This is a genomic window from Dysgonomonas sp. BGC7, from assembly GCF_001261735.1.
In the GTDB taxonomy this organism is placed as follows: Bacteria; Bacteroidota; Bacteroidia; order Bacteroidales; family Dysgonomonadaceae; genus Dysgonomonas.
In genome coordinates this window covers 14,759-34,813 of record NZ_CVRP01000009.1, presented here as the reverse complement: position 1 = coordinate 34,813, position 20,055 = coordinate 14,759, and the positions used below count along the sequence as shown (strand labels likewise).

The window sequence follows — 20,055 nt, the reverse complement described above, 5'->3', positions numbered from 1 at the left end:
GTATTATCATGAAAAAAATAATATATCTATTACTTGTATTACTAGGTTTTTCATCGTGCGAACTAATAGAAGAGCCTAAAAGAGTCGCTGTAGAGACATTTTATAACAATGCAGAAGAGATCGATGCAGCAATCATGCCTATCTATAGTCAGTTGCAGCAAGGTATGAGACGAAATATACATACAATCCCGGAATCACAGATCGACTATGGATATGCTCAAGGTTCGTATCTAGTAGTCAATCAGTTTCAAGGTTTCGACAATACGAATATAAACAGAATGTCGGATGTATGGAATCGTATCTATCGGGCTATAAGAGATGCGAACCTTGTGATAGAGTATGCGCCAAAGGCAAAAGAAGCAACACAAGACGAAATAAAAGGATTTGTTGCCGAAGCCAAATTTATGAGAGCATTCTGCTACTTCTTCTTAATACGGTATTGGGGAGACGTACCTTTAAGAACAGAAAAAAACATGGAGGAACTAGGAGTATCCAGAGAACCAATAGCAAATATTTACAATTTTATAATCGAAGATTTAGAATATGCCGAAAAGAACTTAATAGATGGAGACCCAAAAATGTGGGGCAGACCGACTGTTGGTTCAGCCAAAACAGTACTGGCCGATGTCTACCTCAACATGGAAAAATGGAAAGAAGCTCGCGATAAAGCTCTGGAAGTAATCAAATCAGGAAAATATTCTTTACTTCCAATTTCCGTATCTGATGATTATTACAAAATTTTTGGCATTGATGCCAACGGAACCAAAGAAGAAATATTTTATCTGAAATATAACATAAACTATGGAAATGAGTATGCTGTAATGGGACATTACAACAAATGTAAATATCTTAATTTCAGAGGAAATAACGGACTTTTCACAGATTCGGTTAAGAACAAGTTCATTAAAGAATGGGACTACAAAGATCTAAGAAAAGACTTTAATCTCTACAGCTATAATAAAGACTTTAACAAGCCTACAACAGTGATTAATGGCTCGAAAACAACTTTATTCTATAAAAAATTCAAGAATGAAGCGGCAATTACTAATTACTGTGGTACAGATAATACTTTCTATCGGTATGCAGACTTGTTACTATTGTATTCTGAGGCTGAGTGCCGCTTAAACAATGGCCCAACGGACGAAGCTGTAGAAAAGCTCAACATGATACACAGAAGGGCCTACGGATATGCAACCAACACGTCTTCTCCTGTCGATTTTAAGAAGGCAAATTATAGCAAAGACACATTCCTTGACCTTATATTGAAAGAACGTGGATACGAAACTTTCTATGAAGGCAAGAGATTCCTTGATCTGAAAAGAATGGGCAAGTACGAACAAGCAATTATGGATGCTCATGGCATTAAAATAGATTCTAAAATATTACTATACCCTATTCCATTGGATGAAATAAATTATAATGAAGCCCTAGACAACTCGGACCAGAATCCGGGATATTAGGAAACTACAGAATTGGGCGGGTAATAGCCAGCCTGCCCAATACTAATTCTCCGCCAAAATCAATTAAATTATGAAAACAATTTTAGTCAATATTTCACTCATTATCTTCATTTTATTAGGTTGTAGCAGTTCCGATGAAGTAGAAACACCTAATAAACCGGGAAATAATGGTGATAACTATACAATAAAGGGATCTGTAAAATCATCTAATACAGGTATTGCCAATGTAGTAGTCACAGATGGGGCAAACTTTACTACAACAGACAAAGATGGTAACTATTCATTCAAAATCAGTGAAACTGCTACTCATGTTTATATTTCCTCTCCTTCGGGATACACTGTTCCTGTACAAAACAGCGTACCGATTTTCTACACAAAATTGACTCCGAGCATAAGAGAAAAAGCTGTAAATTTTGAACTCATAAAACTAAGTTCGGCAGACGAAAAGCATTACTTCATTGCAGTAGGAGATCCACAGGTAAGAAACGAAACCGAACTGAAAAAGCTGAAACCAATTCTTGACTTTATGAAGACTGATATTGCTTCCAGTTCCTTTAACCCCGTACACCTGATGGTGACAGGCGATATTGTTTTCGACACACCCAATATGCATGATTTAAGTAAGCAGTACTTTACTGCTGTAGGGCAGGCTGTTTATTATTCTATCGGAAACCATGACCACTTACAAAGAAAAGATGCTCCTGCAACAGATCAATGGGATGGTCCGTCTGCTAAAACATATATAGAGCATTATGGGCCTACATATTATTCTTTCAACAGAGGAAAAGCTCACTATATAATCTTCGACAATATATTATATGCAGGAGGACCAAACACAGAATATTCTGTATTTATAACACAAGAGCAATTAGACTGGATAAAGAAAGATTTGGAATTTGTACCAAAAGACCATGTGCTAATCTTAATGACACATAGCCCTACAAAATCGAGATATAAAAGTAATTATGGAAACAGTAGTGCTCTATATGCTCTCCTCGATGGGTATAAGAATGTCCATATCATAACAGGACATACACATTACAACTCGGTAATGGCAGATCAGACAAATATAACGGATCACATAATAGGAGCAGCATGTGGTGGCTGGTGGGAAGGACCGGTTTGCCCTGATGGTGCATATCTGGGATATAAGATTTTTGAAATAAACGGCACTAATGTAAAATGGAAATACAGATCTTATGAATTTCCGAAGAAACAGTTCTCTGTCTTTAAACCCGGAAAACGAGAATCTGAGCTCATACGTCCGAGTCAGGAGTTACTGGTAAATGTATGGGATTGGGATATACATTGGAAGGTAGAATGGTCTGAAAACGGAGGGACATTTAAAGAAATGCCACGATATACAAGCAGAACTTACGATCCTATATCATTTGAATATTTCGGTGCAGAAGGAGATACTGCGTTTCCTCCCGGTAGAACCTGGATAGGAGCTAGTCCTACAGATCATATTTTCACAGGAGTGCCATCTGCCACAACCACAACAGTAACAATAAAAGCAACAAATCCTTTTGGAGAAGAATTCATTGAAGATATCCAACTGTAATACATAATTAACAGAAATCATCAAATGACTAAAATTAAGAATTACAAATGGGAAGTACTTGGACTGCTATGGTTTGCATATCTTCTGAATCAAGCAGACAGACAAGTATTCAATGTTGTTTTGCCTCTAATGAAGGAAGACCTGGTTTTATCTGACTTCCAAATAGGTATAATTGCTACCATATTCAATTTTATATATGCACTTTTAGTCCCTGTTGCGGGATACGTAGGCGACAGATTCAGTAAAAAGTGGATACTCACATTGAGTGTTCTTTTTTGGAGCTTAGCAACAATGCTGACAGGGCTAAGTTCAGGTATAATTATGCTAATCGTAACACGAAGTCTGGCGACCGGTGGCGGCGAAGCTTTTTTCGGGCCTGCAAACTATACCATGCTGGCTAACTATCATAAAGAAGACACACGTTCTTTCGCCATGTCTATTCATCAGACTGCATATTATATAGGTATCATCGTCAGCGGCTTGCTAGCCGGCTATATCGGGCAGCACTACGGATGGCAAAAAGCATTCTATGTATTTGGAGCCATTGGCGTGATACATGCTATTGTTATGGTATTCAGGCTAAAGGATAAAAAGGACGAAGCAGATGTGGATACCAAACATCCCAATTTGCCAAAAGAAAAAATCGGATTTTTCGATGGATTTAAGGTGGTTCTTTCCACCCCCAGCGCTTTAGCTCTTACAATAGGATTCAGTGGATTGATATTCGTACTAACAGGATATCTTACATGGATGCCAACATATCTGTATGAAAATTTTGAAATGAGCTTAACCTCTGCCGGATTCAATTCTATGTTCTATACTCATCTGTTTGCCTTTGTAGGGGTACTCGTTGCCGGAAGATTATCCGATAAGCTGGCCCAAAAGAAGGGGGCATCTGTCAGAATACTGATGCAGGGGATAAGCCTTCTAGTTGCAGCACCATTTATTGTACTGATGAGTAATTCTACTGCAATAATAGCCATATATATTGGCTTTGCAGGATTCGGTTTTGCCCGGGCTTTTTTCGATGCCAACACCTATACAGTCCTTTACAGCGTAATTCCTGAAAAATATCGAGCCTCTGCTTCAGGTGTCATGATTATGACAGGCTTTCTGATAGGCTCTCTAGCTCCGGCCGTACTAGGGTATTTGAAACCGATATTGGGACTTTCTACAGGAATATCAATGTTGTCAATTATATGGGTAGCCTGCGGACTGCTGCTGGTTTTGACGTCAAAATATCGTTTCAAAAAAGATTATGCAAAAATACACAGTGCAGAAGGAGTTGAGTAAAAAAAAACAAAAAATCCATCAATAAACTATTCCGAAAGGCTATTACTAAATAAAATGAAAATAAGAAATACATAAGAAACATCAGATTGAGCTTTTAAAAACTCTGACATGATAAGCAAAAACGACAAAAAGCGCTGAAAATAATGGTTGTAAACAAATAGTCGTGTATCAGTCTTGTCAGATCTATATACATATGAAAAAAACGAAAAGAAATAGTAATACCCGATCAGATTAAATGCAAGTATGGTAATTTCCTAGTATCAGGAAGTGGAACCTAAGAGACTCGTTAGCAGACAGATTTTTTTCCTGTTGCAACTTATGAGGGAAAGTAATTTTTTATACTAACAGAGGATCATACTCTAGTAAAGTTCACCCCGCTGAAGGGATCTGTCTATTCTTAGACAGATCCCTTGGTTGGGGAGGGTTGTAAAACATAAATTTAAAATAAAATGAACAGTAAAAAATTTGAAAGAGCTAAAGCCGGACTACTTCTCATTGCTTCTCCCAGATTTAAAGATTTAGGAGCCGGACTTTCACGCGGTACATATCACGAAAGAAAGCTGAAAGACGTAGAAGCAATAGTCGCATCTCTGGAAGGCTCGTTAGACCTTGTTAATAAAGAAATTATATATGACAACAAGGATATGGAGAAGGCAATGCATCTGTTTTTCACCGAAAAAGTGGATTTTATAATTGCTAATTTTCTTTCATGGTCTGAAGATTTTGCATGGATTCGCTTTTTGAGAGACATGCCCGATACTCCTATCCTTTTTGTCAATGTGGCGGTAGACAAAGTATCTTTTCACGACACGTTGGATGAAGATGACTTCATTGATTATCTCTGTGCCGGAACTTTAGTCGGATCATTAGAAGGATCGGGGTCAATTCCCCGAATCGGTCGTGAGAGATTAACCACGGTGATGGGAACCAAGGAAGAGATTCATGAAAAGATACTTCTGTATGCAAAAGCAGCCAGAGTTAGAAGTATTTTACGAAATTCCACAGTTGGCTTATTGGCCAACTATAACGAAGCCATGTGGTCTACCTATATGGATCCGTATAATCTGTTTGTCCGCATAGGCCCCGAGCTCCGATTTATTACATACACAGCATTAGTAGAAGAAACAAACAACGTAACGGACGAAGAAATACAATCGTACAAAAAAGAGTTGGAAAAGAGCCATCCTGTAATGGCTGATGTAGAGGAAGAAAAATTCTATGCCGCTGTACGTGGCTCTATCGCTCTGGCAAAACTTACCGAAAGGCTTGGGATAGACGTTATGGTTTTTAACGATATAGATGTTGCTATGTTCGAACTGATGGGACATCGTCCAAGTTTTTATCCGGCAATATATGAACGTTTAAAATCCGTTTTAGTACCCGAAGCTGATATAGGTGCAGGACTCATCACTTATATATTAAAGTTGATGAGTGGGAAAAGAGTCAACTTTATAGAGCCATTCCATATAGAAGCTGAACAAGGAACGTTTGCCGCAGGTCATGCTGGCCCTAACGACCATACCGATCCCGATTTTCAGAAAAATGTTGTTATCTCCCGTGATGTACGTTTTGCCAAAACCAAATACAAATATGCAGGAGCACCTTTTGCATGGTACAGAATATCAGCAGGACGAAAAACGATGGCACAACTGATAGAAACAAACGGAAAATATAAGATTGTATCTACTTTGGTCGATTCTCTCGAAGGAGAACACCTGTTGGCAACATACTCACATAGCATTTTCAAACCCGTAGTCCCCGTAAAAGAACTATTCGAAAGAATATTGAAAATAGGAACTACACAACATTTTGCTTTAGTAGACGGAGATTACCGTGAAGAACTATCCGTATTCGCAGAAATAATGGGCTTCGAATATTATCAAATAGATTAATTTATCATCGTATTATATATGTAAAGACTATTCAAGACTGAATTTACAACAAGGGTTACCCCCCTACGAAATACGACAATAATTATTACAAATTAGTTAAACTAAAAATAAGAAAAAGATGAGTTTTATGTTCAATCCGTATCCTTTTGATGATACGACAGCTATTAACAGCCCTAAATTAAGTACAGAAACAATAGACTCCATTGTCTGCGGAACAACAGAAACAGCTAAAAGTCTGAGCAAAGCAATTCAGGAGAAGCAAGTGGCGAACCCGAAAGGAAATCTAATTATTGCTTTAGATGGTTATGTAGGAGCACAATTCGACCGGGTAATCAATCTTATATCTCAGAATTTAAGCACTCAGAATGTCCGAGTTACCTCATACGATATTGCAGGCATACTGAAATCGGCAAAAGAATTGGACAAACAATTTGCAGAGAACTTACCAACCGATTTAGAAAAAGATCCAGTAAGCCTTTTTGGGAAATTATATGAAGGAGGCTTCGAAGGTTTGATAGATAGTTCCAAATTAGAAATCTTTGAAAAAACTCTAAATACAGTTAAGAATGAAAACAAGAGTGAAATAATCATTGTATATGGTTGTGGTAGTACAATTAAAACATTACGCCCATTGTACGACCTCATCTGCTACTTCGATGTTACACCAAAAAATGTAATGCTGAGGGCCCGTAAGGGAGAGTTCAAAAATATAGGAGACGTAGAAGCCAAACCTATAAAAGCGATATTGAGACGTTGCTATTATGTAGATTTCGAAATAACACAAGCTCTGAGAAAAGAGCTCTTGGATACAAAAGCAATAGACTTTTACATAGCAAGTAGCGAGCCCGACAAGTTGACTTTAGTACCATCAAAAGCTCTTTTCGAGACGATGGATTCCCTGTCTCAATATCCTATGAGGTGCAAGCCTGTATATCTGGAAGGAGTATGGGGCGGATATTATATCCAGAAGCTACGCAATCTTCCCGATAGTATGAAAAACTGTGCATGGGTTTTCGATCTTATCCCAATGGAGGTAAGTATTGTAGTAGCTGCGGGTGAGAAAAATATAGAATTTCCTTTCTATACTTTTGTCCAAACAAAAGGAACTGCTATAATGGGAAAAGAGTGTGTAGAAAAATTCGGTGGATATTTCCCTATCCGCTTCAATTATGATGACTCTTTCCATAGCAACGGCAACATGTCTATCCAGGTACATTCAGGGCATGAATACAATGTCAAAAATTACAATGAACTTGGACGTCAGGACGAAAGCTACTATGTAGTTTCTACAGGGCACGATGCAAAAACATATCTTGGATTTAAAGAAGATTCAGATCCTGAAGAATTTGTATCACAAATAAAGAAATCGGAAAAAGAAAATACACCTGTCGATTATCAGAAATATGTAGATCATGTAAATTCTATGCCGGGGCTGCAAGTAATGATTCCTGCGGGAACAATACACTCTTCGGGACGCAACCAGCTTGTTCTCGAAATAGGAAGTTTGACTGTCGGATCTTATACATACAAGCTTTATGACTATCTCCGTAAAGATTTGGACGGGAATCCTCGCCCAATTCATACCTATCATGGAGATAAGGTGTTGGCAAAAGACAGGAAAACCAACTGGGTAAAGCAAAACCTGATAAATGAGCCTCAACTGCTAAGAAACGGAGAAGGATGGGCTGAATATAAGATCGGAGAAAATAATATGATGTATTTCTGCACCAGACGTCTTGAATTTGAAAATTCGATAGAAGATGACACACAAGGCAAGTTTCATGTATTAGCTCTTGTCGATGGCAGATCAATCAGAGTAGAATCGCTCGATCACCCCGAAAGGAGTTTTACAGCCAAATATCTTGATCTGGTATTAGTACCATCTAGTATCGGACGATACGTAATCAAAAATCTGGGCGATCAGCCTGTGCGTATTCATAAAACAATGTTAAAAGATAATTTCGTAGATGACAGACCATAAGAATGTATTTTTGATACTCGATGCAGGAGGTACTTTCTTCAAGTCTGCGGTAATGAATAAAGACGGCCTCGTACTTGAGGGGTCGTCTTTTACTACCGAATCTCATTCTGACGGAACGAAAGAAGAAGCTCTCAACGCTCTAAAAAAAACAATAGACAAAGGTCTTTCTTTCATAAAAGATGCAGGTTTAGTGACGAGCGACATCGGAATATGTATTCCGGGGCCTTTCGATTACAACAAGGGTGTATCGCTCATGGAGCATAAATATAAATGTCTGAAAGGAGTGGATCTGAGAAGCTTTATATATCAAGCCACAGATATTCCTTCGAGTACAAATATTATTTTCAGACACGATGTCAATTCCTTAGTAGCAGGAGAGCAATGGAAAGGAAATGCAGCGGGTTATAAAAATATAGCAGTACTTACTCTTGGCACAGGTCTGGGGTTTTCGTTTTCTATAAACAACATTATACAATGTAACGAAATAGGCGGCCCTCTTATTTCGATGTATAAGAAGCCTTATCGAAACGGTATACTCGAAGATTATGTTTCTAAGAGAGGCATCTCAGAGCTATACAATGCTATTAGCGGACTCGAAGCAGATATAGAGATAGTAGAAATAGCCAATCTTGCTCAGGGAGGAAATAAACAGGCTATTGAAACTTTCGAAGAGGTAAGTAGAATTATAGCAGAAAATCTGGAAGAAATATTAACAGAAAAGCAAATAGAATGTCTCCTTTTTGGAGGGCAAATATCTCGCTCTTTCAAATTTATGGAACATATCTTAAGAAACAGATTAGAAAATATCCGTAGCTTAGAGAAGATTTCAACAGTCAGTAGTATAGACCACTCGGCACTGCTCGGAGTACTAAATGCAATTCTGACTAAAGAATAAACACCAATTCTAAAAACGATTGATAATGAAAAACATAACATCACTTTTAGTTGTATTACTATTTTTCGCTATGAATAATATTTCAGTTAGAGGACAATCTTTAAAAATATCGGCATCGCCCAACAGAGTATATACTGCCATTGATATCCCCTTTGACAGGATCGCTACGATTAAGCCAAAATCGACCTCCGAGACCACGAGTAAATACTGGACAATCGGGTGTGAGACCGTAGACAGAGATTACACGATCTATGACGAATACAAAGAATATCTTTCTCCTCTTGGTTTTCGTAAAGCAAGATTTCAAGCAGGATGGGCAAAAACTGAAAAGCAAAAAGGTATTTACAATTTCGACTGGATAGACAAGATTGTAGACGACATGGCTTCACGCAACATGGAGCTTTGGATGGAATTGTCTTATGGTAACCCTATTTACCCTGGAGGAGGAGGCTATGATTTGGGAGCAGGACTCCCTGTTTCCGAAGAAGCTCTAAAGGCATGGGACAAATGGGTCGAAACAATGGTAACCCGCTATAAAGGCAAAATACATGAGTGGGAAATATGGAATGAACCAGACTTGCGATCCGTAAAGCACGAAATTACGGACGATGAACCCGAGCATAGAGCAAAAGCTGATGCCAACTCGCCCGAAGGACTTGCCATGTTTAATTTGCGAACAGCAAAAATAATAAAAAGAATAGATCCGGAAGCAAAAATAGCAGGTTTGGCGATTGTTCGTCTCGAAAAATTAGAATACATCGAAAAGTATCTGCAAGTGTTTAAGGAAAACAATAGTTTAGATTTGCTGGAATGGATCAGCTTTCATGGTTATCCTTACAATCCTGACGATATGTACACTAAGCTTGGTGTTGAAGATAACTTAAAAAAAGCACGGGAATTGGTTGCATCCTATTCGCCTAATCTGAAACTGAGACAAGGTGAAAGCGGATGTCCTTCCGAATATCCTGTAAAGCATCATGCTCTGAGAAATTATAACTGGACAGAGCTAACACAGGCAAAATGGTTTTTACGCAGGATGATGGGTGATATGGGAAATGACATTCCCGATGCGTCAGTGTTCTGTATTATGGATATGACATATTTATACAAGGCCGGAACTCCGGAACAATATAAGTTTTACAATAGGTTCGGGCTACTTCGAGCCGACTCTGTAAAGCAAGTAGAAAAGATAAAACAGTCATATTATGCCGTTCAAAACGTTATTTCGGCTTTCGATCAACCTCTAGTTCGGGTTAAAGATGCCAAATGTAAGGTGAAAGCGGCTAACGAAATCACTTCTTATGTATATAAAAATAAAGAGAACGGAAAGAAAGTGATAGTAATGTGGGATGGAACACAAATTCCCGCCGACTCTTACAAAACACAAAAGGCCACGGTATCGATAGAGAATAGTGGATTCACCGATCCTGTATGGATAGACCTCTTATCGGGACGAGTATATAAAATATCTTCCTCATCATGGAAGAGGGTAGGAAATTCAGAAACATTCGAAGTTCCTGTATATGACAGCCCTGTTCTGATAACAGATCGGAATACAATACTAACTCAAGAATATAAGAAGTGTCAGGATTAGAAATAATCCCTTTGCCAGCCATAAGTCTATACTAAATAGAAATAGGCTTATGGCATGACAAAATACATCAGAGAAATTTCTTCTCTACAAATTTGTTAAAGTTGTCTCTGTATGTATCCGAAACCGGAATATAGACTTTTCCAAATACAACAGTATTTCGTTCTATAGTTTTGACCTTATTGAGGTTGACTATAAATGAACGATGTACCCGCATGAATGTCTGTTCAGGAAGCCTTTCTGCTAATTGCTGTATATTCATCAAAGAACTGACGGGCTCCTTATCTCCTTCCAGAAAAAACTTCACATAATCTTTTTGATTTTCGATATATAAAATATCATCATATTCAAGTTTTTCGACACGATAGCCGGATTTAATAAATATGCTGTCGCCTGATGAAGAATCTTCCCGTCTGAACCAATCCGAAGCCCGTGTTGCCGCTTGTAAGAAGTCACTATAACTTATCGGCTTCAATAGATAATCCAGAGCATTTACTCTAAAACCTTCAATAGCATATTGATCGTATGCTGTAGTAAAAATAACCTTTATAGTTGCAGGCAATGTCTTAGAGAATTCCAATCCATTTATTTTCGGCATATTTATATCCAGAAAAATAACATCTATACCCTGTTCGTTGATAGTTGGAAGGGCATCTATCGCATCATTATATGTACCTATCAATTCGAAAAAGGGGGTCTGAAGAGCATATGATTTAAGCAAATCAGCAGCCAATGGTTCATCGTCAACAATTATACACTTCAACTTCATTCTTCAATATTCTTTTCATTTGCAAAATCAATACACAACAAAACAGAAAAGCGATCATCTTTTTCCTCAACAACAAACTGATGTCTGTGTGGATAAAGCAATTCCAGCCTTTTACGAAGATTGACAAGGCCTATTCCTGAATTTTTAGAATCAATTGTACTTTTCGAATCATTCAGACTATTTTCTATCGTACAAAGTACTCCTTTTTTATTATCTACAAAAATTTTTATATTGATAAAGCTCTCAGCTCCATTATTTATTCCATGCTTAAAAGCATTTTCGATAAGAGTGATAAACATAAGAGAAGCAATCTCATAATGACAATTATCGTTCTTTATCAAGACATCTATCTTTATATCGGGCCTAAGGCGTAAACGCATCAGGTCTATATAGTTTTGCGTAAATTCCAACTCTCGATCTATAGGAACAAACTTCTCGTTGTTCTCATATAATATATAACGTAACAGATTACTCAACCGATGAACCGACTCTTGGGCCTTTTCTGTGTCGATAGCAATAAGTGAATAAATATTATTTAGTGTATTGAACAGAAAATGAGGGTTTAACTGACTTCTTAAATTTTTCAGATCGGCCTCCAACTGTGCAGCTTTCACGGTTTCCAAATTGATGGAATCTTTATACCATCTCATTGTTGCTTTCAGAGCAACACTCATCCCTATAGCAAATACAATAATCACATAATCACCTAATATCCGCATTTCTTGAGGAGGGAGTTTTGGCATATGTTGGCCAAAGTCCTTTCTTGGAGGAGGTCCCATTATTATCTCGAATAATAAGTTTTGTAAAAAGACTGTTCCAAGAATCAGTCCGAGATTAATAATAATGTACATAACAAATTGTTTCTTGAATAACAATTTGTCAATAAGAATAAAATAATTGATATAGAAAAGAGCGATCAAAAGACCTGATCGTATAAAGTATCCCATATAGTGCCAATACTCTACAGTACCGTTACGGGACATAATGACCAAAGGCACAATCAGTATGATTATACAAAACAGAACATGTATGATAGGAATTATCCCCTTTCTTATATTGAATATCATATTATTCGTATCTTAATGCGTCTATAGGATCAAGGTCAGATGCTTTTTTCGCAGGATACCATCCAAAGAAGATACCTGTTGCAGAACAAACCACAAATGACAAAATTATAGTATAAATTTGAATATCAATAGGCCACATCAAAATACTTTTTACAAGATAAGCGCTGCTTATGCCTATAACAACCCCTATTATACCACCTGTAACACTCAGCAAAATAGCCTCGATAAGAAATTGCATCAGAATATCTATTCCTTTGGCACCTATCGACATACGCAACCCTATTTCTCTTGTTCGCTCGGTTACCGACACGTACATAATATTCATAATACCAATACCTCCTACCAGAAGCGAAATGCCGGCAATACAAGCCAGAAGTATTGTCATCATGTCGGTAGTTGAACTCATCATTGAAATCAGCTCTTTCTGCGAACGGACATTAAAATCATCTTCATCCCCCACCCCTATCTTATGACGTTGCCTCAATATTTCTTCTATACCAGCTATAGCATCTTCTGTTGCATCCTCACTAACAGCAGAGGCTGCAATAGACTGAATATATGTAATAGCCAATACACGCTTCTGTATTGTAGTATAAGGTGCCAAAACAAGATCGTCCTGATCCATGCCCATTGTATTATCTCCTTTAGACTCAAGCACCCCGACAACCCGCATCGGTATCTTATTGAACCGTATTGTTTGCCCAACAGGATCTTCTCCGTTCGTGAAAAGGTTTTCCACTACGGTTTGCCCTATCACACAAACTTTAGCTGAGGTTTTCACATCCATCTCGGTAAACATGCTGCCTTGGCTGATATTATATTTTCTTATTTCCAGATAAGAGGGATTTACTCCATATACAGATGTAGGAGAGTTATTAGCACCAAAGATAACCTGCCCGGAAGACGATACCTCGGGCGTAGCAGCAGAAATATATTCTGCCTGCGAAGCTATTGCCTCATAGTCTTCCAGTTTGAGAGTCTGCATACTGCCGGCACTTTGCCTGACTCCTCCAAACTGGCCTGTGCCGGGGCGAATATTTATCATATTAGAACCCATAGTAGATATCTGATCCTGAATACTTTTTTTCGATCCCTGCCCTATTGCCAGCATGGTAATAACGGCTGCAACACCGATAATGATACCTAACATAGTAAGAAACCCTCTGAATTTATTTCCATTGAGTGCTCTTAATGCTATTTTAAATAAATTAATTACATTCATTACTCTTCTTCTTTAGGCAGAGACTCTAAAACCTCTCTTGCCGATCTTATTTCTTTATTGTAAGTGTCGGACTTGATACGACCATCCTGAATTACAATATTACGACTACAAAAATGGGCTAGTTCAGGATTGTGAGTAACAAAAATAATAGTCCGTCGTTCGTCCTGATGCATCTTTTGCATAAGTGTAAGAATCTCGAAAGAGGTGCGGGTATCTAGGTTGCCGGTAGCCTCGTCGGCAAGGATAATAACAGGCTCATTGACCAAAGCACGTGCTATGGCTACACGTTGCTGCTGCCCTCCCGACATCTGGTTCGATTTATGACTCAGGCGATCGCCCAGCCCTACATCTTTCAAGGCCTTTGTAGCCCGTTCATATCTTTCTTTACTCGATATGGCAGGGTTGTACATAAGAGGAAGTTCCACGTTTTCTACAGCAGTAGTCTTTGGCAAAAGATTATACGATTGAAAAATAAATCCTATTTTTCGGTTACGCAAAGTAGCTCTATCATTCTTTCCCATTTTCTTCACAGAAACCCCATCGAGATAATATTCTCCCGCAGTAGGAGTATCGAGACAACCTAAGACATTGAGCAGAGTCGATTTTCCCGATCCGCTTGTTCCCATAATAGTGACAAACTCTCCTTGGTAGATAGTAAAACTTACTCCCCGCAAAGCATGCACTGTCTCTTCTCCGACAATGTAATCCCGTTTGATGTCTTCGAGCCTGATTATTTCTTTTTTCTGATCCATTTCGTTATCTCCTCTCTTATTTCTTTCCGGGAGGTTTCGGCATAAACGGACTGGATTCGCCTCCACTCTCCGAAGCCGCAGTTGGATCTGCTTTTTGTGTAACACCGGTTACAACTTCATCTCCTTCATTGAGCCCGTCCAGAACCTGAATATTGATACCATCGCTTGTGCCTACACTTATATTTTTCTGTTTTATACTATTCCCGCTTTTTATCCATACAGATTTTTTACCTGTCGATATATCTGAGTTTTGCTCTATACCAATGCCTTCAATTTGCCCTATCACATCTTTGTCCGGCGAAAACCGCATTGCTTTGGCAGATATCAACAGCACATTATTTTCTTCAAGTGTATATATATTCACATTTGCAGTCAATCCCGGCTTCAGTTTCAAATCAGGATTAGGAGCATCAATAACCACCTCATAAGTAACAACATTGGATGTCGTGGTTGCCTCTAGCCTTACCTGAACTACTTTACCTTCAAATTCATCATTGGGATAAGCATCTACCGTGAAAACAACCTTTTGCCCTTCTTTAACCTGACCTATATCTGCCTCATCTACATTAGCAATAACTCGCATTTTAGTAAGATCGTTAGCAATAGTAAATAATGTAGGTGTACTGAATGAGGCAGCTACAGTCTGCCCCTCTTCTACTGCACGAGAAACCACCACTCCATCTATTGTTGAATAAATAGTAGCATATCCCAGATTGGTCTGAGACTTAAACACAGCGGCTTTGGAAGAGGTAACAGCCAGTTTAGCGGTTTCATAAGCAGTCTGCACATCTTCCCAATCGGCTTTACTTATAGCCTGCTTCTCCCAAAGTTCTTTGTTTCGGTTATAATTCCGCTGTTGCTGCTGATACTCAACTTCTTTCGCTTTTAGTGTGGCTTGTGCTGTTTCAAGTTCAGAAGATAGCATCCTCTTATCCAATTCGGCAAGAACCTGCCCCGCCTTAACTACAGAATTGAAATCTACGTATATCTTCGATATAACGCCCGACACCTGTGTTCCCACCTCGACCAATGTGATTGGCTCTACTGTTCCTGTTGCAGTAACAGTTGTAGTCAGATTCCCTTTTTTCACTCTCTCTGTAGCAAGAGTCAGTTTCTGCTTATTTCCTTTTGGGAAAAAGACAAAAACTGCTCCTACCAAAAGAAGGAGAAGGAGAGGAATAAGATATTTCTTTTTCTTCATTTTTATATATTTTATAGAGTTATTTCTTTTCCTTGATAGAAGTTCAGCAATTTGAGGCTAAGCAAAGCTGAATATTTGGCTTGAAGAAGCTCCTGTAAGGCATTTGCATAATTATTTTGCTCGGTAGTGAGCTCTACTGTATTGCGCATACCCAAAGCATACTGCTCTTTAACAAGCGCATAGCTCAATTCGCTGGAATTCAGTTTATCTTTGGCCGCACGGTACTTACTCTGTCCCGAAACGGCATCCTGATACAGGCTTTCAACTGTCTTTAATAATGTTTTTTGTGCATCGGTATAATTAAGACGAGCTGTTTCCATCTCAAGATTTGCCTTCTGAACATTCGACTTATTCTTACGATTGTCGAATATAGGGATGCTCACACTCACGCCTACATATTGATTAAATTTATTGCTCAACTGTTTCGTAAACGATCCTCCTTCGTTCCAGATATTGTTGGAACCAATACTACCATTTAGTGAAATGGTAGGTAAATATCCTGCTTTGGCAGACTGCCTTTCTATTTCGGCAATATCCATACCCAGTTTGCTACTCTGTATTTCAGGCATTATATTTAAAGCGGTCTGATATACTTCATATTTTGAAGGTAGAAAGACATGTATATTTTCATCGCCTACTTCCGGGAAATCGGGCTCGAACTGCAAGTCTATATCCAGCTCCAACAATTGCTTAAGTTCTAATAAATAACTGTCGAAAGAGTTCTGAGCCAGAACAAGATTATATTTGTCAGAGCTACACTGTGCTTCTACCTGAGCATATTCTGCCCGTGTAATACTACCTGCATCAAAAAAATCCTTCGTTTGCTTTAATTGAGCCCCTGACGAGGTGACAATATTTTCATTGTTCTTAATAGACTCACGTGCATATAGCAACTGTAAATAAGTCTGGGTTATAGATATTTCAATATCATTTTGCTGAGTTTCAGAATCGAGTTCATAAGCCTCTTTCTGTAGCTTAGCCTGCTTTATATTATTTCTGTTCTTTTTCCCATCATAGATAGTCCAACTTGCATTCAAACCATATTGCCCGCTAAATACTCCATCATCTTTAGAATGAGTATAACCCTGCGATATGCTTCCGCTTAATGAAGGAAAAAGTGCAGCTTTGGCTTGTTTGAAATCTATCTCTGCACTTTGAACTGAAATTCTCGATTTTTTTACTTTTATATTCTCTTGTCGGGCATAATTGATACAATCTTTAAGACTCCATTTATTTTGAGCTGTAAGGCTTAATGAAGAACATAAAAGAACTAAAACAACCGATTTATATTTAATATTCATACTCTCCTCTCTTTTTATTTACACATTAAATGTAGATATGTTAAGAAAGAGGGGCAAGAACAATCGACAGAACAAAGAAATTGATCGACAGATAAAGTTCGGTAAAGGGTCAGTAAAAAAGAAAAAGAGATACAAATTCTAAGATTTGTATCTCTTTCGTATGCTAAAAAAGAGTATCTGCTATAAGTGTATTTAAGTAATGAAAAGAATTAACTATAGTATTTGTATCTGTAGTAGGGGCTGGGCTTGTCCCTACCCTCCCAATTGAGGGTAACCCTTGTGGTTACCCCTACTGAATACGTCAATAATGATTATTTGATTTTAATTTCTATTTTACCAGACTTAAGACCTTTGGCTTTCGCTTCAAAAATTAATGTACCTGCTTTATCCCCTGCTTGCACAATAGAAGTTAGCTGTCCATAAAAAACAGGCATTTGTGGCAGGTGAAACAGATCTAAAGAAGTGGCATCTCCATTAGCTGAAGCACGATATGTTCCAGCCCCTGCAACAGAAAATGTAACCATTCGCTGATCGTCGGGACACAGATTTCCATCTTTATCCACTATTCGCACATTTATATAAGCAAGGTCTTTACCATCAGCATCAATTTGTCCTCTATCTGCAATCAATTCTATATGATGAGGCTTTCCTGCTGTACTAATAGTTTTTTCCTCAACCGCACTCCCTGCCGAATCGTATGCCACTACTTTTACCTCTCCCGGTTCGTAGAGAACATCCATCCACATTAACCGATAACGATTTTCGAGAGAAGAGTTGTTCTTTCTTTGTTTTCCATAGCTTTTTCCATTGATAAACAACTCTGCTGTAGGATAATTGGTATATACAAATATAGGAGTTTTCTGCCCTTCACATCCTTTCCAATTCCAATGGGGCAAGATATGAAGAGTATTTTCATTTTTATTCCACACGCTCCGATAAAGATAATATCTATCTTTAGGGATGCTCGCCAAATCAATTATACCGAACAATGAACTATGGCTTGGCCATGAATCCGTATCGTATGGCGAAGGTTCGCCCAGATAGTCAAAGCCGGTCCATACAAATTGCCCCATTGTCCATTCATAGTCATCAGCCAAAGCAAAATCTTCATCAGGTATATTTGACCAGTAACAACTTTCTAAATCGTAGGAAGAAGACTGATGATCATCGTATTTAAAACTAGCTTTTTTCTCTACAGGGAATTTATATACACCACGAGAGCTGACTGTAGAAGCTGTCTCTGATCCTAACACAAGATTTTGAGGCAATTTTTCGTAAGCTTCAACATATCGGTTTGCTCTATAGTTTAAGCCCGGAACATCGAGCATGGCTGCAAACCCATTGTTCAAGACGCATGTTACCTGATCCATACCGCAAGTAACAGGGCGGGTAGGATCTTCTCGATGGCATATATCCTGCAAAAATGAGGCAACCTTATAGCCTTCAGGACTACATTGAGTAGGTACTTCATTGCCAATACTCCACATCACTACACTGGCATTATTTCGATAATTATGCAACATATTCACCATATCTTTTTCTGCCCATTCTCCGAAAAAGCGATGATACCCATTTTCACATTTTGCAATATCCCATTCGTCGAAAGGTTCTATCATCATCATAAAGCCCAGTTCGTCGCAAAGCTTTACTAATTCGGGAGCAGGCATATTGTGAGCTGTGCGGATAGCGTCGCACCCCATATCTTTGAGAAGCGTCAACTGTCTACGTAGTGCAGCAACATTAATAGCAGCACCTAAAGGTCCTAAATCATGGTGATTGCAGACTCCTTGAAATTTACGCTTTTTCCCGTTTAAGAAAAACCCTTTATCTGCAATCAGTTTTATATCCCTTATACCAAAACGGGTTGTATATTCATCGACCAACTTCCCTTTCAGATAAATTTTAGATATTCCCTTATAGAGATAAGGTGTTTCGGGAGTCCATAACTGAGGTTTATCTACAAGAAAGTTTTGTTCGAAAGGCTTGCCATGATTAATTTTTTGAGTATTATCTTTTGTAGCAACAACCTTTCCATTAGGATCTACAATATTTGTAACCACCCTTACTTCTTCTTCATCGCTACCTTTTATTTCTGTCTTTAACTTTACAGCAGCATACGCATCTTCTACATGAGGGGTAGTGATGAATGTCCCCCAAACAGGTACATGGACACTATTGGTTACAATAACATGAACATTCCTATAAAGCCCGGCACCGGGATACCAGCGAGATGACTGAGGTTTATTTTCCAATCGTACTGAAACGAGATTGTTTTTTCCGTCAGCATTTAGCAAATCAGTAACATCGCAATGAAAAGAGTTATATCCAAAAGGCCAAAAAATAGCCTCTTTGCCATTAACATATACATGAGCCTCGCTCATTGCTCCATCAAACAGAAGGGTAACTCTTTTGCTTGATTTATCAAAATCATCGATATCGAAACTTTTTCTATACCAGCCAATACCTATATATGGAAGCCCTCCGGTACGTCCGGTTTTTTCAGAAGCGACTGTCTCTCCATTTTGAGTTACAGCAACAGTCTGCAAATCATATTTGCGATCGAAAGGTCCATAAATAGCCCAATCGTGTGGAATAGTTACTGTCTCCCAATTTCCGTCATTAAAGTCCCGATTTAGAGCATCTATATGATCTCCTTTTGCAAATTTCCAATTTTTCTCCAACAAAAAATCTTCTCTTACAGACTGAGAATAGCCGGTACTAAAACAGAATAAGAATAGAAAGAGACAACTTATTTTTTCTATGCACTTCATCATTAATCGTTTTATTTTTAATATTAAAGAAAGTAATAACCAAGGGTTACAGAGACTTATGTATGTAAATATAATACTTTTTGTTTGTTTCTCTTATCTCTATCAAGAGTTTTAAAATAGAGTTATTATATAATCTTTTCCATTCTCGCTTTTTAATGGTTTAAACAAGAAGATATCTTTTATTAATACAAAAGTATTCAGAACATTACAAATTATAAAACCTAGAGAAAGGTATGTGAGTCAACAGCAATAGTTATGGCGTATACTCTTATCAACCAATATATTAAGTTAATTTA

At 38.1% G+C, this 20,055-nt stretch carries 14 protein-coding genes; 7 read left to right on the top strand and 7 right to left on the bottom strand.

What is annotated here, in order from left to right; all coding sequences use genetic code 11:
* Window positions 1-8: 8 nt before the first annotated feature.
* From BGC7_RS08795 to BGC7_RS08765, 7 genes are all read left to right on the top strand, one after another.
* The gene (locus tag BGC7_RS08795; protein WP_050701216.1) at window positions 9-1,460 is read left to right on the top strand and encodes a RagB/SusD family nutrient uptake outer membrane protein; all 1,452 of its coding nucleotides are present in this window, start codon (window positions 9-11) and stop codon (window positions 1,458-1,460) included.
* 70 nt (window positions 1,461-1,530) lie between these two features.
* Window positions 1,531-3,024: a calcineurin-like phosphoesterase C-terminal domain-containing protein gene (locus BGC7_RS08790; RefSeq protein WP_050701215.1), complete on the top strand. Its 1,494-nt coding sequence runs from the start codon at window positions 1,531-1,533 to the stop codon at window positions 3,022-3,024.
* 24 nt (window positions 3,025-3,048) lie between these two features.
* Window positions 3,049-4,317 (top strand): MFS transporter, encoded by a 1,269-nt coding sequence (locus tag BGC7_RS08785; RefSeq protein ID WP_050701214.1) that lies wholly within the window; start codon window positions 3,049-3,051, stop codon window positions 4,315-4,317.
* Window positions 4,318-4,766: 449 nt separating this feature from the next.
* The gene (locus BGC7_RS08780) at window positions 4,767-6,209 is read left to right on the top strand and encodes a hypothetical protein (RefSeq protein WP_050701213.1); all 1,443 of its coding nucleotides are present in this window, start codon (window positions 4,767-4,769) and stop codon (window positions 6,207-6,209) included.
* 118 nt (window positions 6,210-6,327) lie between these two features.
* The gene (locus BGC7_RS08775; protein ID WP_050701212.1) at window positions 6,328-8,190 is read left to right on the top strand and encodes a class I mannose-6-phosphate isomerase; all 1,863 of its coding nucleotides are present in this window, start codon (window positions 6,328-6,330) and stop codon (window positions 8,188-8,190) included.
* Complete coding sequence (locus BGC7_RS08770; protein WP_050701211.1) at window positions 8,177-9,085, top strand: ROK family protein; 909 nt, start codon at window positions 8,177-8,179, stop codon at window positions 9,083-9,085. The genes BGC7_RS08775 and BGC7_RS08770 overlap by 14 nt, the downstream gene beginning before the upstream one ends.
* A gap of 25 nt (window positions 9,086-9,110) precedes the next feature.
* Window positions 9,111-10,679 (top strand): GH39 family glycosyl hydrolase, encoded by a 1,569-nt coding sequence (locus BGC7_RS08765; protein WP_157258688.1) that lies wholly within the window; start codon window positions 9,111-9,113, stop codon window positions 10,677-10,679.
* Between the two features lie 67 nt (window positions 10,680-10,746).
* Here the strand turns inward: BGC7_RS08765 and BGC7_RS08760 are convergent, their stop codons facing one another.
* The 7 genes from BGC7_RS08760 to BGC7_RS08730 form a co-directional block, all read right to left on the bottom strand.
* Window positions 10,747-11,445 (bottom strand): LytR/AlgR family response regulator transcription factor, encoded by a 699-nt coding sequence (locus tag BGC7_RS08760; protein WP_050701209.1) that lies wholly within the window; start codon window positions 11,443-11,445, stop codon window positions 10,747-10,749.
* Window positions 11,442-12,512, bottom strand: coding sequence for a sensor histidine kinase (locus tag BGC7_RS08755; protein ID WP_050701208.1), 1,071 nt, complete (start codon window positions 12,510-12,512; stop codon window positions 11,442-11,444). Before BGC7_RS08755 ends, BGC7_RS08760 begins: the two co-directional genes overlap by 4 nt.
* Window position 12,513: 1 nt before the next feature.
* A complete protein-coding gene (locus tag BGC7_RS08750; protein WP_050701207.1) occupies window positions 12,514-13,734 on the bottom strand; it encodes an ABC transporter permease in 1,221 nt (406 codons plus the stop codon).
* A complete protein-coding gene (locus BGC7_RS08745; RefSeq protein ID WP_050701206.1) occupies window positions 13,734-14,486 on the bottom strand; it encodes an ABC transporter ATP-binding protein in 753 nt (250 codons plus the stop codon). The genes BGC7_RS08750 and BGC7_RS08745 overlap by 1 nt, the downstream gene beginning before the upstream one ends.
* Window positions 14,487-14,502: 16 nt before the next feature.
* Complete coding sequence (locus BGC7_RS08740) at window positions 14,503-15,687, bottom strand: efflux RND transporter periplasmic adaptor subunit (RefSeq protein WP_050701205.1); 1,185 nt, start codon at window positions 15,685-15,687, stop codon at window positions 14,503-14,505.
* An 11-nt stretch (window positions 15,688-15,698) separates the two neighbouring features.
* Window positions 15,699-16,988 (bottom strand): TolC family protein, encoded by a 1,290-nt coding sequence (locus BGC7_RS08735; protein ID WP_050701204.1) that lies wholly within the window; start codon window positions 16,986-16,988, stop codon window positions 15,699-15,701.
* 311 nt (window positions 16,989-17,299) lie between these two features.
* Complete coding sequence (locus BGC7_RS08730; protein WP_082206591.1) at window positions 17,300-19,762, bottom strand: glycoside hydrolase family 2 TIM barrel-domain containing protein; 2,463 nt, start codon at window positions 19,760-19,762, stop codon at window positions 17,300-17,302.
* Window positions 19,763-20,055 lie beyond the last annotated feature (293 nt).